The sequence below is a fragment of the Flavobacterium sp. genome (genome assembly GCF_035456225.1).
In the GTDB taxonomy this organism is placed as follows: domain Bacteria; phylum Bacteroidota; class Bacteroidia; order Flavobacteriales; family Flavobacteriaceae; genus Flavobacterium.
The window spans coordinates 1-14,762 of record NZ_DATIDM010000045.1 but is presented as its reverse complement, the minus strand read 5'-3'; the positions used below and the strand labels follow the sequence as shown (position 1 = coordinate 14,762).

At 39.6% G+C, this 14,762-nt stretch carries 10 protein-coding genes and 1 pseudogene; 5 read left to right on the top strand and 6 right to left on the bottom strand.

Features of this window, described 5'->3' with window-relative positions; genetic code table 11:
• Both secA and VLB74_RS02605 read left to right on the top strand, forming a co-directional pair.
• Positions 1-441 (top strand): annotated as a pseudogene (gene secA, locus VLB74_RS02610) (preprotein translocase subunit SecA); the annotation flags it as partial.
• Positions 442-523: 82 nt separating this feature from the next.
• Positions 524-1,102, top strand: coding sequence for a hypothetical protein (locus VLB74_RS02605; protein ID WP_325201913.1), 579 nt, complete (start codon positions 524-526; stop codon positions 1,100-1,102).
• 78 nt (positions 1,103-1,180) lie between these two features.
• On the opposite strand, the gene VLB74_RS02600 is transcribed toward VLB74_RS02605, so the two are convergent.
• The 3 genes from VLB74_RS02600 to VLB74_RS02590 form a co-directional block, all read right to left on the bottom strand.
• A complete protein-coding gene (locus tag VLB74_RS02600; protein WP_325201912.1) occupies positions 1,181-2,452 on the bottom strand; it encodes an exo-alpha-sialidase in 1,272 nt (423 codons plus the stop codon).
• Positions 2,442-4,604, bottom strand: a complete 2,163-nt coding sequence (locus VLB74_RS02595) for a TonB-dependent receptor (protein WP_325201911.1) — start codon at positions 4,602-4,604, stop codon at positions 2,442-2,444. Before VLB74_RS02595 ends, VLB74_RS02600 begins: the two co-directional genes overlap by 11 nt.
• 211 nt (positions 4,605-4,815) lie before the next feature.
• Complete coding sequence (locus VLB74_RS02590) at positions 4,816-5,202, bottom strand: hypothetical protein (protein ID WP_325201910.1); 387 nt, start codon at positions 5,200-5,202, stop codon at positions 4,816-4,818.
• Positions 5,203-5,349: 147 nt separating this feature from the next.
• On the opposite strand from VLB74_RS02590, the gene VLB74_RS02585 reads away from it, so the two are divergent.
• On the top strand, positions 5,350-5,751 hold the full coding sequence (locus VLB74_RS02585) for a hypothetical protein (protein ID WP_325201909.1): 402 nt from the start codon (positions 5,350-5,352) through the stop codon (positions 5,749-5,751).
• 137 nt (positions 5,752-5,888) lie between these two features.
• Here VLB74_RS02585 and VLB74_RS02580 read toward each other — a convergent pair whose 3' ends face one another.
• Together VLB74_RS02580 and VLB74_RS02575 are read right to left on the bottom strand one after the other, a co-directional pair.
• Positions 5,889-7,823, bottom strand: a complete 1,935-nt coding sequence (locus VLB74_RS02580; RefSeq protein ID WP_325201908.1) for a T9SS type A sorting domain-containing protein — start codon at positions 7,821-7,823, stop codon at positions 5,889-5,891.
• A 212-nt stretch (positions 7,824-8,035) separates the two neighbouring features.
• The gene (locus VLB74_RS02575; RefSeq protein ID WP_325201907.1) at positions 8,036-11,425 is read right to left on the bottom strand and encodes a T9SS type A sorting domain-containing protein; all 3,390 of its coding nucleotides are present in this window, start codon (positions 11,423-11,425) and stop codon (positions 8,036-8,038) included.
• A gap of 348 nt (positions 11,426-11,773) precedes the next feature.
• Between VLB74_RS02575 and VLB74_RS02570 the strand changes: the two genes are divergently transcribed.
• Positions 11,774-12,292: a hypothetical protein gene (locus tag VLB74_RS02570; RefSeq protein WP_325201906.1), complete on the top strand. Its 519-nt coding sequence runs from the start codon at positions 11,774-11,776 to the stop codon at positions 12,290-12,292.
• 156 nt (positions 12,293-12,448) lie between these two features.
• Positions 12,449-12,856: a hypothetical protein gene (locus VLB74_RS02565; RefSeq protein WP_325201905.1), complete on the top strand. Its 408-nt coding sequence runs from the start codon at positions 12,449-12,451 to the stop codon at positions 12,854-12,856.
• Between the two features lie 52 nt (positions 12,857-12,908).
• Here VLB74_RS02565 and VLB74_RS02560 read toward each other — a convergent pair whose 3' ends face one another.
• Positions 12,909-14,318: an FAD-binding oxidoreductase gene (locus VLB74_RS02560; protein WP_325201904.1), complete on the bottom strand. Its 1,410-nt coding sequence runs from the start codon at positions 14,316-14,318 to the stop codon at positions 12,909-12,911.
• Positions 14,319-14,762: the final 444 nt, after the last annotated feature.

Genomic DNA, 14,762 nt, shown 5'->3' with positions numbered 1-14,762 from the left:
AAACAATCTGTTCAATTAGCCGTTCACGAACAAAAAGATCCTTTGTTGATTTACAAATTCGAAGCGTTCAACCTGTTCAAGAAAATGTTGGATGGTATCAATAAAGAAGTAATCTCATTCCTTTTCAAAGGTGATTTACCTTCACAAAACCCGAATAATATTCAGGAAGCACACGAAGTGCCTGTACAGGAAGATTACACTATTTCAAAAGAAGAGGTGTTAAACACTGATGAAATGGCTGCCAAGCAACGTGAAGCTGCCCAAATGCAACAACAGCAACATCATCACGTTACCGAAACCATCACGCGTGACCAACCTAAAATCAACCGCAATGACAACGTAACGATCAAACACGTTATGAGCGGAAAAACGGAAACTATGAAATTCAAAAAAGCAGAACCTATGTTAGCTTCAGGAGAATGGATTGTCGTTAACGAATAAACTGACACTTTTAAATAAAATTAATCCCCAATTACGGTTGTAGTTGGGGATTTTTGTTATATTTAGCCAAACATTTCCCCAAATGAGGTTTAAAATCACATTATTTGCGTTACTTATTGTTATAAATATTTCCGCACAATCTACAGATGATTTGAAGCGTGATACCAAAGCGCTCTACAACGCCACCTACACGATGTCGTTTGACACCATGCTCGATTTTACTTATCCGCTTGTTTTCAAATTTGTGGAAAGGGCTGATATGTATGGTACTTTGGACAGTTCTTTCGACAACGAAGTTTACCGTATTCGTTACCAGTACACCACGCCGCATTTCACTTATTCAGATATGCTCATGACCGACAATGGTTTGTACTGTGTCATAAGTTATGAGAATTCAATCCTCATGACCTACAAACAACCGTTAAGCGATGACACCAGAGTTAAAAAAATAACGGAAACACTGCATAAAAATTTTCCGGATTCCATCGTACGTTTTGAAAAAGAACGCAATGCCTTCAACATTATCAAAACAGATAAACTGGTGGCCATTTTTGATGATTTTACAGAAGGAAAATGGAAATTTATTTCTTTCGATCCCAAATACAAAGAGCTGCTTGACGCAGTAATTACCGAAAAAATCAGAAATCAATTGGGCTTATAACACGGTCCGGATTTTTATACATTCAGCAATTCAACCCCAACTACAACCACAGTTGGGGCATTTTATAAGTATCATTTCTTACCTCGCCGTCACACTTTTATTTTTTGTTGCCTCAACACTTTTCTGATTCCCGATGCGGACAGTCCTGTAACCCACTTTTCCATCTTTACCTCCCTGACTCCAGGCCACCAGAACTTCTGTTTCGTTCAAAGGTTTTACTATTGGAAATGTCGACATACCTTCAGTAGCTGACGTTATAAATTCAGTTTCCAGAACTTTACCGTTTTTAGCCCTATGCTGCAATCCAATCCTGCTGAAATAATTACCGTTCACTTCAGCACTTTCATCCCATACAATGACAACATTCCTATTGTTTAATGTCGAAATCTGCGGATGTTTTGCAGAAGCATTTTTGCTTACATTATCACGTTTTGAAAAGCTCTTTCCGCTATCTGATGAATTAGTGTAAAACACACCTTCTCCCCCTCCCATGGTATACCAGGCGAAGTGCATTCCATTATCATTTTGTGTCATGGTCGGACCGGTGTGAGGACATCCGTTTATTTTCCAGTTGTCGGCACTGATACGTTTTGGCTTTGAGAATGTTTTTCCTTTATCCGAAGAATAAGTGAGTACCATATCGCGGATTTCATCGTTGATAATATCTCTGTATGCCGCATAAATGACTCCGTTTTTCCCCACAAATAAATCGGTTCGGCAGCACTGGCAAGTAGTTTCCCCTATAACTTTTTCAGTTTGAAAACCATTCTTCCCTTTGGTTACGGCATAATACAAAGTAGAAACGTCCATATCCGTTTTACTGCGGTTGTCCAACCAGATAATAGCCGCTTCTCCATTAGGAAGCAGGTCGATATCAAAATAACGCTGATCGATTCCGTTTTCATCTTTTACCAATCGCGTTGCCGGCGTCCAGTTTTTTCCGTTGTCAAATGACTGGGAATACTGAATCAAACCTCCATATTTTTTTTTAGGTGTAGGATTATCGATTCCCCAAACCGCTATAATTTCCCCATTGGGTTTGAATATCATTTTTGGCATGTTCTCCCCATGAAGTTCCACTCCTTTACTGGACGGTATTTCAATGGGAGCGCCGAACCTTTTTGTTTTAGTATTGAAAACGGAATAATTAAGAATGGCATCCGCTCCTTTGGTTTCCTTTCCGTAAGACATCACAGTCCGTCCCTTTCTGTCGGAGGTAAAAAACGGGCAGCTTGTTGTGGTTCCGTTTTCGGAAGAAATATATTTTGCTTCGGTTTCCCTGATTTGGGAATTACCATACTCTACTGCAAACAACGCTATCGTAAACAGCAAAAGAAATTTATTTTTCATTTGATTTTTTCTTGTTAAGTTGAAAATTATATTGCAATCCGAAAACGAACGTACGCGGTGCAGCCGCAGTATAACTTGGAGTCGATGTAGGCGTATTACCTCGGGTTACATTATAAGCATACAATTTATCGGTTAAATTCATCACATTCACATACGCTTCCAATCCTTTAAACTGGTAACCGATGCGTCCGTTAAACACATTGTAACCATCATATTTCACGGTATTGATCTGATCTTGGTACCAGCTGGAAACCAATTGCCATTCTACGGAAGTACGCAAACCGAGCAGCCATTTCGGGTAATAACTCACTTCCGAATTCGCTATCCAATTAGGAGCAGACGGCATTTCAAAACCATCTAAATCCTGAACCGGATCGGTCGGTTTATCGGAAATTTTAAAATCTACAAACTCATGTTTTGCGTATGTTCCACCCATTCTGATTTTAAATTGGGGATCAGGAATATAATTCACAGCCAATTCCACTCCTTTGTGAAGCGTTTCTCCTGCCGAACGGTAATCGGTTGAATTATCGGGCTGGCGAACATTCAACAATTCGTTTTTTCCTTCCATATAGTAAACCGAATACTCAATTCTCATCTTTTTATCCAGGCAGCCAATCCATCCTCCTACTTCATAATTATCAAATTCCGCAGGTTCTAAATTATAATAGAATTCGGCCGGAATACCTGTACTTCCGCCTGTTCCCGGTTTAGATCTGAAAATGGATGTTAGTCCCGGAGGCGCAAATCCCTGTGAATAATTACTGTAAAAGCCTGCGCACGACCACGGATTATAATTTACTCCTACTTTAAACGTAAACTGATCATACACTTTATTTCCTGTGGAATAGTCTATATTATTTGTATAATCGAAACTCATGTTATCATAACGTGCACCTGTTGTAAAAATCAGATTATGGAGTGGCTTTAAAGTTAACTGTGCAAAACCGGCCGTATTGTGAATTCTCGCATTATAATCGGCCAGTTTAATATCGGGGCGTTCCGCAATAATTTCATAACTGCTCACTGTTTGTCCGCCCGGATTTAAATTAGCTTTCAAATCCACCTGATAAGCATTGTAATCTACTGGAGAATTGTCATACAAACCACCCACAACGAAAGAACCATCCAAAAAATTAAACTTCTGATTGTGCTGTGCCAATACCCCGTAACTTTTAAAATTGTTGGAATTGATTTCCCCTTTGGCAATTGTTTGGCCTTGCACCCATTTAATGCCGTATGAAGGATTCTGTCCTAGTTCGTTATCTCTATAAAAAGTTGTAAATGAAGTCTGTGCTTTGTCATTCCAATCCTTTTCAAACGTTAATCGGGTTCGCAACGCATCCGATTTTCTATAAGTGAAATCGGTAGTACTTTTGTAAGTCCGATTGTAAAAATCAGCTTCGTTAACAGAACCGCTCATGTCCGAATAATAAGAACCATTGAACAACGTCCCTATTAATCGGGTAGTTTTATTGATATTGTAATCGATTCTGGCATTGATGTTATCCTTGTTGTAATCAGAGAAAGTCATCCACGAATCGCGCTGCGCACTGGTCAAACCCGACACATGGACTCCCACTTTACCGATTGTTGCACTTGCAGCAGCCTGAAAGCGAAGGTATCCCCACTGATCAGCCTGTAGACCCAATTTCATTTCCGGCTGTAATGACGGTTTTAAAGAAATCAGATTCACCGCTCCACCAACGGCTTCAGGTCCGTAAAGCGAGGAAACCGGCCCTCGAACCAATTCAATATTCTGTAGGTTAAACTGATTGATTTCTAAAAGCGCATTGTGGTTGAAAACGCCCATCGGACGAATTGACAAACCGTCTTCGAGGTACAAATAGTACGGATTGGTAGTCATGGGCTGACGAATTGCCATGGAATGTTGTTCGTTCCCAAGGTTAACCATTAAAACACCAGGCGCTTTGTTTACAATTTCATAAACAGCTGTGGCTTTGGTTTCATTAATTGTTTTTTGAGTTACTTTCGAAATTGCAACCGGCACTTCTCTTTTCAGAGTGGCACCTCGGTTAGCGGTAATCACAACGTTTTCAAGCTGTTTTGTGGCGACAGAATCTTTATCTGTTTTATTTTGACCGTACAGCATTTGTCCTAATACCAATACGGCAAAGTATATTTTTTTCATTTTGCATGTTTAATTATTGCAGACATCATTCTGTTCAAATAAACCAACGAATACTGTTTGCTCCATGAGAGAATAATGGATTTGGGGAACTTAAATGAAATCCGAAGGAGTGGCTGCAATGTATCGCCTGGACTATTCCAAAGCATTGTACAACCAAGCCTGGGCCAAAAGAAGGCACAAACGGATAAACATTAAAAGTTAAAAACAATAATTAAACGGCGGGAGGATGAAAAACAGCGATAGGGTTTTCGTAAACGTACAGATCGTTGTATCTTTCATTGATTTTCTCCTGAACAGGAGTATTCAGATTCACGATTTCAAATGAAGGTGATTTTTCTAAAAAGAGGATTTCAAATTCTGTATGAAACGTTTTTTTATCCTTTGAAGCCGGATTGTCGTTTTCGGAAACTTTTGCCAATTCTTTCATCAAGTGACATTTTCCGTTACATTTCATTTCGGGTTTGGCCTTGTTCTCACAAAGTTCTTTCACAATGTAATCGTAATTCAAAACGTATTCCACAACCGGAAGGACCGGTTTAAGGAAGAAAAGGAACACGACGATTACAATTGCATTTTTCATACGATAAAGATAGTCCATAATTCTTTTGGTAAAACTGATTTATATCAGATTATACAAATTCATCATAAAAACAGCTTAAAAAGAGGAGAAACAACTTTAATCAGCTTCAAAAAGGCTACTTTTGTAATCTGATCAAGACGAAAAATCCATTTCAGAAATAAAAAAATGATAAGCAATCCAACCTATACCGAGTTTTTCAACATCGTAAAAGCCAGCATTCAGGATGGGACTTTTGCAAAACTGACATTAACCAAAACCATTGGCCGACCGGAACTGCAGAACATTTATGTGAGAACTGCTGTGGAAAACGGCGTATTAAAGTTATCCATAATCCATAAGATATACAAAGAAGGTTTGCAGGAAATCGAAAAGATTGTGGAATTGGATGCGATGGAAACCGAACTGGTACCATACATCAACAATCCGTTCATGTGGGTTTTACTGTTTACGACGGAGGCCGACATTACCATGAAACTGAACAAAAAAAGAATTCCAAATATCACCGAACAGCCGCCTACTTTTAAGCATCCGGATGCGGTTTTGGAGGAGTTTAGGAGTGATAATTAATTGGAAAAGGACGTATTGTTATGTATGTCCTTTTTTATTTCAATGAAATGAGATGTGGCTTCGAGAACCTCAGCCACCAAAACAAAAAAGGTCTTCCACAAGAGAAAGACCTTTTTTAAAAATATAAAAAACTATAATTACTTTTTAATCACCTTAAACAATTTGGTTTTCTGCTCGCTCTGTAAACGAACGAAGTAGATACCATTTGCCGCGCCGTCAAGTGAAAGTCTTGCTTCCTGTTGACCTTCACAGTACATTGTTTTGATGGTTTTACCCATTATGTCGGTAACAACAATCTCTGCCGATTCCTGTGCATCAGCCCAGCTGATGGTGAAATTACCAGTTGTTGGGTTTGGATACAAAGTCACTAAAGCCATTTCCTCCTCATTAATACCTAATACTATCGATTGACAAGCCGAGATACTTTGGCAACATCCTTTTGTCAATACTACCGCATAGTTACCATTTACTGCAGGTGTAAAAGATTGGTTCGTAGCTCCCTGCACCGGATTGTTTCCATTATTACAGTCAATCCATTGGTAGGCAACTGCTGTGCTATTAACTGTTAAGGTATTACCTGTTTGCGTTACTGACGGTGTAGTAACAGCAGTACACGTGCCATTAGCATACTTAGCCAAAAAGAAATCCGCACCATTCAAAGAAGTTAGGCTACCACAGTCACTTGCAGATTCAAAATCGGCCGTATTTTGAAAATACCCTGTCATATACAACTCTCCAACATTGTTTAATGCAAGCAACATAGGCTCATCATTACTCATACCCCCCATAGCTTTCGCCCAAAGGTAATTCCCGTTGACATCATATTTTGCTACAAATATATCCCGACCTCCCGCCGAAGTCAGATTAACCGCTGCAGACGAAGGATCCATATCTACTGTACCGTTAAAAAAACCTGAAACATACGGCTCGCCATTACTATTTAACACGAGGAGCAGTCCAACGTCAGAACCTACCCCTCCCATACCTTTCGCCCAAAGGTAATTCCCGCTGCTATCGTATTTAGCAAGAAAAACATCCCCATTCCCAAGCGACGTCAAAGTGGTTGCCGCCGCTGACGGATCAAAATCAACAGAATCCCTAAAATATCCAGTGATATAAATCTCATTACTGCTATTTAACACGAGGAACAATCCAACGTCAGAACTTGTCCCTCCTATAGCTTTCGCCCAAAGGTAATTTCCGTTATTGTCGTATTTCGCAAAAAATATATCATTATTTCCAGCTGCAGTCAAATTCGCCGTAGCAGCCGAGGGATCAAAATCAACAGTATTTATAAAATTTCCCGTGATATAAATCTCTCCAATACTGTTTAACGCAAGAGAATACGACTCAGACGCTTGCATAGATTTCGCCCAAAGATAGTTTCCGTTAGTATCATATTTCGCTATAAAAATATCATCATTCCCAGTATTGGTTAAATTAACGGTAGCAGCTGAAGGATCAAAATCAGCAATACCATTAAAACGTCCGGTAATACAAAGCTCCCCATTACTCTTTACCGCAAGGGAGTGAGTATATTCCCAACCATTATCTCCTCCAATTGCTTTTGCCCAAATATAATTGCCATTATTATCATATTTTGCAATAAACATATCAGAATAAAGATACCCGGTACAAACTAAATTAGCCGTAGCGACCGAAGGATCAAAATCAACAGTTCCTTGAAAATGACCAGATACATATATCTCACCATTGTTACTTACGGCAATACAAGTAGCATAATCTTCATCAGCTACATCTCCCAACCTTTTTGCCCAAAGGTAGTTTCCGTTACTGTCGTATTTTGCCATAAAAATATCGCTTCCTCCTACTGAAGTCAAATTAGCTATGGCAACCGAAGGATCGAAATCAGCTGTACCGGAAAAACTCCCTGCAACATAAACGTTTCCCGAAGAATCTAATGCAATACTTCGCCCAAAGCTATCTCCACCAGATACAGCAGGATCTACCGCATTAAAAACCCACTGCAGTTGTGGCGCACCTTGTGCTAAAGACATATAGGAATTTCCTAAACACAAAACACATATCAATAAGAGGCAATATTTCTTCATCAAATTATTGTTTAAAAATTCATACAAAGAAAAACAATCTTCATTGCCCAGACAATCACAAAACTTAAGCTTTTTGTGACACGCACCATAAGTTAATATTACGCATGAGGAATTGTAATTTACGAGTTTTGAAATTATGACCGAAGCCTTTAAATCCAAATAAAAAAGCCTTTCCAAAACAGAAAGGCCCTCTTATAAATATAAAAAAAATACTATTTTTTAATCAGTTTAAACTGTTTAGTTTTCTGACCGCTCTGTAAACAAACGAAATAGATACCGTTTGCAGCACCGTCCAATGAAAGTCTTGCTTCCTGCTGTCCTTGACAGTACATTGTTTTGATTGTTTTACCCATTATGTCGACAACGACAATCTCTACCGATTCCAGCGCATCAGCCCAACTGATAGTAAAATTACCTGTTGTTGGGTTTGGATATAACGTTACTGATGTCATTTCCGCATCATTCACACTTAATACTGTTTGACATGCCGAAGCATTTTGACAGCATCCCGTTGTTAACACTACGGCATAATTTCCGCTTACCGCAGGTGTAAAAGATTGGTTAGTAGCTCCCTGCACCGGGCTGTTTCCATTATTACAGTCGATCCATTGGTAAGCATCTGCTGTGCTATCAACTGTTAATGTACTACCTGTTTGAGTTACCGTAGGTATGGCAATGGCAGTACATGTACCATTAGCATATTTAGCCAGAAACATATCTTCATTCGATGAAGTCAGGCTGCCAATACAAGTACTTGCAGGTTCAAAATCGACTGTATTTTGAAAATACCCCGTTGCATACAACTCTCCACTACTGTTTAGTACTAGGGAATAAGCCTGATCATCACTTGGCCCTCCCATTGTTTTCGCCCAAAGATAGTTGCCATTGTTATCGTATTTTGCGACATATATATCGTTACCTCCCGCCGAAGTCAGATTCACCGAAGCAACCGAAGGATCAAAATCGCCAGTTCCTTGAAACACCCCACTGATATATATTTCACCATTGCTGTTTAAAACAAGGGCACTTGGCGGACGTGCATCTATATTCTCTGTTACTTCCATAGCTTTCGCCCAAATATAATTACCGCTACTGTCATATTTCGCTATAAATGAATTCGAAACTCCTCCTGCCGCTGTCAAATTAGCTGTGACAGTTGAAGGGTCAAAATCGACAGTACCTCCAAAATAGCCCGTGACATACAACTCTCCATTACCGTTTACAGCAATGGCTTTGGCAGAATCATCATTCAATGCTCCCCCAATAGCTTTTGCCCAAAGATAGTTACCGTTGCTGTCGTATTTTGCAATAAATACATCCTGACTTCCTCCCGCTGAAATCAAATTAGCCGTAGCGGCCGAAGGATCAAAATCGAAAGTTCCCCTAAAAAATCCTACTACATACACCTCCCCACTGTTGTTGACCGCTAGCGAAAAAGAAAAAGACCATCCATAAGCCCCAGAATAAGCCGCCCCTCCCACAGACTTTACCCAAAGATAATTACCGTCACTGTCATATTTCGCAATATACAGACCCACATTTCCTCCTCCTACCAAATTAGCCGTAGCTGACGATGGATCAAAGTCGGCGGCAGCAGAGTCATATTCTCCTATGATATGGATCTGGCCGCTGCTATTTAATGCCATTGCAAAATTACATTCATGTCCTGTACCTCCCATGGACTTCGCCCAAAGGTAGTTCCCATTACTGTCATATTTTGCAATAAAAACATCTGCATCCCCTTGCGACGTCAAATTGAATGTGGATGGTGAAGGATCAAAATCGGTTGTATTGTAAAAAAACCCTGCAATGATAATCTCTCCCACAGAATTTATAGCTATATGCATTGGATTATTATTTGTGCCCCCAATAGCTTTTGCCCAAAGATAGTTCCCACCACTGTCATACTTCGCAAGGAACATGCTACCACTTCCCGTCGCGGTCAGAGTGGCTGTGGCTGCCGAAGGATCAAAATCAGCTGTTCCGGAAAAACCACCTACAACATACACATTCCCAAAAGAATCTGTAGCCACACTTCTTCCGCTTTCACGAGGAGGCTGATTTGGATATCCTCCTATAACCTGTGCGTTTCTGTAATCTATAAATCCACCCAGGACATTAAAATAGTGATTCATAAAGCAGTTTGAAGCTCCTGTCCCCGATGTCAAATAACGTTGATTACTCGGTGAAGAGCCAAAATCGACAGTTTCCTGAAAAGATCCGGTAAGATATACATTATGATTATTCCCGGTATTTTTTACCGCTATGGAAGTGGCTCTGTCATCTTTTGTTCCTCCCCATGAATATACAGAAAAAAGCTGACCAGCTTGGGCAGTAAAAGTATAATATTTCGCAATAAACATATCCGAACCTCCGTTCGAGACACGATTCGCTATGGACGATGAAGGATCAAAATCCGCTGTACCACTAAAAATTCCTGTCACCCACAAGTTGTCAAATTTGTCCAGAGCAAGAGAACTGGCTTCATCAGTGCCTATCCCACCCATTGCTTTCGCCCAAAGATAATTGCCATTCGAATTGTAGCCCGCTATAAATATATCCCTCGTACCAGATGTCGAATACAGAAAGAAAGTGTCTGTTGAAGGGTCAACATCGGCCCAACCAGAAAAATATCCCGTGACATATACGTTACCGTCGTTTCTTACCACAAGAGAAGTCCCCGTCTGCCCAGATCCTTGACCATCCATTGATTTTGCCCAAATATAATTCCCATTGCTGTCATATTTTGCAATGAAAATATCACTTCCTTCGGTTGTATTCAAATTGGCCACAGCACTAGAGGGATCAAAATCGCCTCCCCAAGTACTCCCCGTAATATGGACTTGCCCGCTGCTGCTTAAAGTTATTGCAGTTGCTTCATCTCCATTTATTCCTCCCATGGCTTTCGCCCAAATACAATCACCATTACTTCCATATTTCGCTATGAAAACATCATTGCTCCCTGCGGAAGTAACATTGGCAGTTGCCGCTGAAGGATCAAAGTCGACAGTTCCGTAAAAAGACCCCGTAACATATAGCTCTCCTCCTGTGCTTACAACAAGGGATTTAGCCTGATCCTGACCAGTTCCTCCCATCGCTTTCGCCCAAAGATAATTTCCGTTGCTGTCATACTTGGCAAGGAAAATATCTTTGCCACCTGCGGTAATCAGATTCGCTGTGGCTGCCGAAGGGTCAAAATCAACAGTTTGCCAAAAAAATCCAGTAACATATACCTCTCCGCTGCTGTTTAAAACGATCGAATTACCTTCGTCCCAATTGGCCCCTCCCATAGCCTTCGCCCAAAGATAATTCCCGTTGCTGTCGTATTTCGCAATGAAAATATCCTGACCACCTACCGCAGTTAAATTAGCTGTGCCTGCCGAAGGGTCAAAATCAACAATACCTTCAAAATAACCTGTTACATAACGGTTTCCGGAGGCATCCACTGCTATACTTTTCCCCTCATTATTTCCTCCCCATAGATAGTCGGGGCTATTTGCAGCATTAAAAACCCACTGCAGCTGCGGGGCACCTTGCGCGGATAACTTATAGGAACTTCCTAAACTCAAAATGCATACTAATAACAAGTAAAATTTCTTCATCTAATAACTGATTAAGGCTTCTTACAAAAGAAAACAATATTTAATGTTCGGGCAATCACAAAAGTTGGTGTTTTTGTGTTATTAGCCATGAGTTGGAAATTACGAATTACGGGCTGGGAGCTATGAGTTATTCGAGAGTAAATCGGGTATGGTGGCTACTACGTTTCGGAAAATACAGTGCACTACTAAGCCACCGGAATAAGAACGCCTGCGTCTGCGTATGATATCTCCCTTGGAACAAAAAAATAAATTTGAAAAAAATGTTCTGTTTTTTGAAACAAAATTTTCATTTTAAAAAAAATGTTTCAATTTTTGCAACAAAAAAATAATTTTAAAAAAAATGTTTAAATGAAAGACGCAACAACCATAAAATCCCTGCTTGGTTTATCACAGGAGGAAATGGCAATGCTATTGGGCATCACCAGGGTTCAATGGGCTTTATATGATAGTGGTAAACGTGATATTCCGCTTTCAGCCAAACAACGATTGGCAGACGCCGTTTCCAGCATTAAAAAAAGTAAATCGACTTCTGCAGAAAGCCAAAAAATCGGTGAAGCAGAAAAAAAGAAAAAAAAGGATTGGCTAGAACGGGAATACAAAGCCACAGAGCACAAGCTAAGAATCCTGGAAAAAAAAATAAACACCACCGAAAATATTCGAAAGGAGTGTTTTTCGGCATTGGAAGTCGCACACTATTTAGAATTGCATCAAGAGAAAGAAACGATTACAGGTTTAGCACAAAGCATAAAAACAAGGGCTGTACAAACTCTGAACAAGCACAGTTCGCAAAAATTATTAGGATTGAAGATCAAGAAAGAAACCTATAAAATGTTAAAATTGGAAATCGAGAAAAAATTGATACTATAAGAAAAAACTCTAACAATCAATTACATAAGTTGCATTTAAAAGCAATACATTTTCTCACAAAGTGTTAAATTTCACAAATACTGTTTCATATGTGATATTTTTAACATTATTTTGAAACCTGTAAGAGTAATTGTAATTTTTTAAATATTTAATTTTATGTATTCATTAGACAGAATCAGCACGACGACAGACTGTGATGTTTTATTAACATGGGCGGCAAAAGAAAAATCGGATTTATTGTATAAACAATATTCCATTGACAGGGCTACGGACAATTACAGCCAGACTTCTGTAGAAATAGAAGCCATACTGCAAGGGGTAATTGGTGAAATTAATGCCACAAGTACAGTTGTGGAAACTTTACCGCCAGGACCAACAAAAGAGGATTTACTTAAGAAAATTACTCGCTTACAATACAAAAAATTCGTATTGGAGAACCGTAAAGAAAGTTATGGTTCTGTAGCTTTAGTTGAAAAGGAATTGGATTTGGAACGTATTAACAAAGAAATTACCGAAGTTGATATTTTCATCGCAAGCGTTACAGCACACAAGGCCACCCTATAAAAAAAGGCTGTCTCTGAAGTTTGAGACAGCCTTTTTGTTGTTCCTCCTATCATTAAATACTATCCGGAAAAATCTTCCCCGGATTCATAATATTATTAGGATCGAAAACCTTCTTAATGTTCTTCATCAGAACCAGCTGCGCATTATCAAAAGCGATATCCATAAAATTCTTCTGAACATAGCCGATTCCGTGCTCGCCCGATAAGGTTCCTTTTAACGAAACCGTCAGTTCGAAAATTTCACGAATTCCTTTAGGCACTTCTGTTTTCCAGTTTTCATCTGTCATATCAGCCTTGATGATGTTCACGTGTAAATTCCCGTCGCCGGCGTGACCATAACAAACCGATTTGAACCCGTATTTGCTTCCGATTTCCTTAATTCCTTTTAACAATGTCGGCAGTTCATAACGAGGCACCACTGTATCTTCTTCTTTGTAAACCGAATTGGATTTTACCGCTTCTGCAACCCCGCGGCGCATTCTCCACAACGCGCTTTTCTGGTCTTCGGTATCGGCAAAAAGGATTTCGTCGATTTCAAAATCTTCAACAACATTCATGATTTTCTCCGCTTCCTGCATTAAGACTTCCGGGTAGTTACCGTCGACTTCGATCAGCAAATGCCCCTGAATATTATCTTTGATATCCACATTGATACCTTCAATAAATCGGATGGCCCAGTCGATGGCATCACGCTCCATGAATTCCAAAGCACTTGGCACAATACCCGCTCTGAAAATCGCTGAAACCGCTTCACACGCCTGTTCAGCCTTGTAAAACGGAACTAACATTAATACATTATGAGAATTCTTAGGCAACAGTTTTAAAACTATTTTGGTAATGATTCCCAATGTTCCTTCACTACCTACCATTAATTGTGTCAGATTATACCCTGTGGAATTTTTAAGCGTATTGGCGCCTGTCCAAATGATTTCACCGGTTGGGAGAACCACTTCCAGATTCAGTACGTAATCTTTGGTTACTCCGTATTTCACTGCTCTGGCACCACCAGCATTTTCGGCTACATTACCACCGATGAAACAACTTCCGCGGCTACTTGGATCTACGGGATAAAACAAGCCTTTTTCTAAAACAGCATCCTGTAAAACCTGCGTGATTACAGCTGGTTCGGTTATTACCTGTAAATTTCTTTCGTCGATTTCGATGATTTTATTCAGTCGGTCCGTAGACAATCCAATGCCCTGATGAATGCTCAATGCGCCACCACTCAAACCGGTTCTTCCACCAATGGGAACCACAGGGATTTTGTATTCATTGGCCAGTTTAACAATTTCTGATATTTCCTGAACCGAAGCCGGTTTTATCACAACACCCGGCGGAAAAACATAATCCTCGGTTTCGTCGTGACCGTAATTGCTTCGGGTTTCTTCGTCTGTAAATACGAATGATTCGCCAACGATTTGTTGTAATTTTTGAAGTATTTCGGGTGTGATTTGCGTTGTCATAACTATGTTGCAAAGATGTAAGTGTCAAAGTTACAAAGTTATTTCGTCATAGCAATTACCATAGTAGTTATGTGAGATAATTGGGTTTTTGATGAGAGACAAGAGACAAGAGACAAGAGACAAGGGACAAGAGACAAGAGACAAGGGATAAGACTTTAGAAACTTAATTTATTTTAGATTCACTAACAAAATACTGGAAACTTTATTATAGTCATGTAATTGCAGTAAATAATAATCTGTGGAAATCTGTGGAAATCTGCAAAATCAGTAAAATCTGTGTGCTTTATTATGCCCACAGATATCGCAGATAATACGGATTATACAGATAACTATCAGACTGATTAATAAACAACAACCTGCTAAATCTGCTAAATCTGTAAAATCTGTGTGCTTATATTATTCTGCCCACAGATATCGCAGATAATACGGATTATACAGATAACC